At 69.5% G+C, this 1,437-nt stretch carries 1 protein-coding gene and 1 pseudogene; both read right to left on the bottom strand.

Annotated elements, in window-relative coordinates; genetic code table 11:
* Positions 1 to 135 precede the first annotated feature (135 nt).
* On the bottom strand, positions 136 to 867 hold the full coding sequence (gene istB, locus MZTS_RS21280) for an IS21-like element helper ATPase IstB (protein ID WP_058619611.1): 732 nt from the start codon (positions 865 to 867) through the stop codon (positions 136 to 138).
* A 5-nt stretch (positions 868 to 872) separates the two neighbouring features.
* Positions 873 to 1,437: pseudogene (locus MZTS_RS21275) on the bottom strand (Mu transposase domain-containing protein); the annotation flags it as partial.

Raw genomic sequence — 1,437 nt, 5'->3', positions numbered from 1 at the left:
TCGAGAGTGCGCCAGACCCCAATTGGGACCCCTTGTTGCGCGTAGCGCGACGCCCCTGATCAGCCCGGCGAAGCGGGTCGGGGTGGCGCAGCCGGGCTGATCAGGGGTCCAGGATGAGCTGCGCACAGGCCGCCCTCACGCCCGGTTCTTGAAGCGCCAACTCTCGTTGCCGGTTTCGACGATCTCGCAGTGGTGGGTCAGCCGATCGAGCAGCGCCGTCGTCATCTTGGCGTCGCCGGCAAACACGCTTGGCCACTCCCCGAACGCCAGGTTGGTCGTCACCACGATCGAGGTGGTCTCGTAGAGCCGGCTGATCAGGTGGAACAGCAACTGACCGCCCGATTGCGCGAACGGCAGGTAGCCGAGCTCGTCCAGCACCACCAGGTCGAGCCGGGCGAGGTGGTCGGCGATGCGGCCCTGCCGGCCGGCTCGCGCCTCGGCCTCGAGCCGGTTGACGAGGTCGACCACGTTGTAGAACCGGGCCCGCGCCCCGTCCCGGATGCACGACCGGGCGACCGCGATGGCCAGGTGCGTCTTGCCCGTGCCGGTGCCGCCCACCAGCACGACGTTGCGCTGGTGGGCCAGGAACTCGCCACCGCAGAGGTCGCGCACCAGACCCTCGTTGATCGGCGTCCCGGCAAAGGCGAACTCGGCGAGGTCCTTGGCCAGGGGCAGCTTGGCAATCGTCATCTGGTAGCGGATCGAGCGCGCCTGCTTCTCGCTGATCTCGGCCTGCAACAAGTCGCCGACGATCTGCTGCGGTTCGTGGCTGCGCTTGAGGGCGACCTTGATGATCTCGTCGTAGGCTGCCTTCATCCCGAACAGCTTCAGCTCGCCCATGGTGGCGAGGATCTGCTGACGTTCCATCATGGGGCTCTCCTCAGGCTGTCGTAGCGGGCACAGTCGGCGACCGGCTCGTGGCGCAGCCGCAGGTTCTCGGGCGTCAGCAGCGGGACGGGCGCGGGCGGCTCCCGCTGGCGGGCCAGGATGTTGAGCACCACGTCGGCCGAGTGCACGCCCTCGCGCAGTGCCTCGGCGCAGGCCGCTTCGACCACAGAGAGGCCGTCGCCGAGCACGGCGGTGAGGATCTCGACCATCTGGCGGTCGCCGTCGGCGCTGCCGGCGAGCTTGCGGCGGATCCGTTCGAGGGCGGCGGGCAGGACCCAGTCCTTGAACGGTGCGCCGTTGCGCAACGCGCCGGGCTTGCGGGCGAGCACGGGGACGTAGTGCCAGGGGTCGAACACCGTCTGGCCGCGGCCGAAGGCACGCGGGTGCTCGGCGACGACGCATCCGTCCTGGCGGATCTCGATGCGCTCGGCATAGGCGCGCACCTCGACCGGGCGACCGATGGCCGAGGCCATGACCGAGTACTTGTTGTTGTCGAAGCGCACCAGGCAGGTCGAGGACACGGCCGCCGGCACGGGAGCTATGCGGGAG

The organism is Methylorubrum zatmanii (genome assembly GCF_014845115.1).
GTDB classification, from domain to species: Bacteria; Pseudomonadota; Alphaproteobacteria; order Rhizobiales; family Beijerinckiaceae; genus Methylobacterium; species Methylobacterium zatmanii.
Note: the sequence above shows the minus strand (reverse complement) of the source record. Positions and strands in the feature narration are given on the sequence as shown.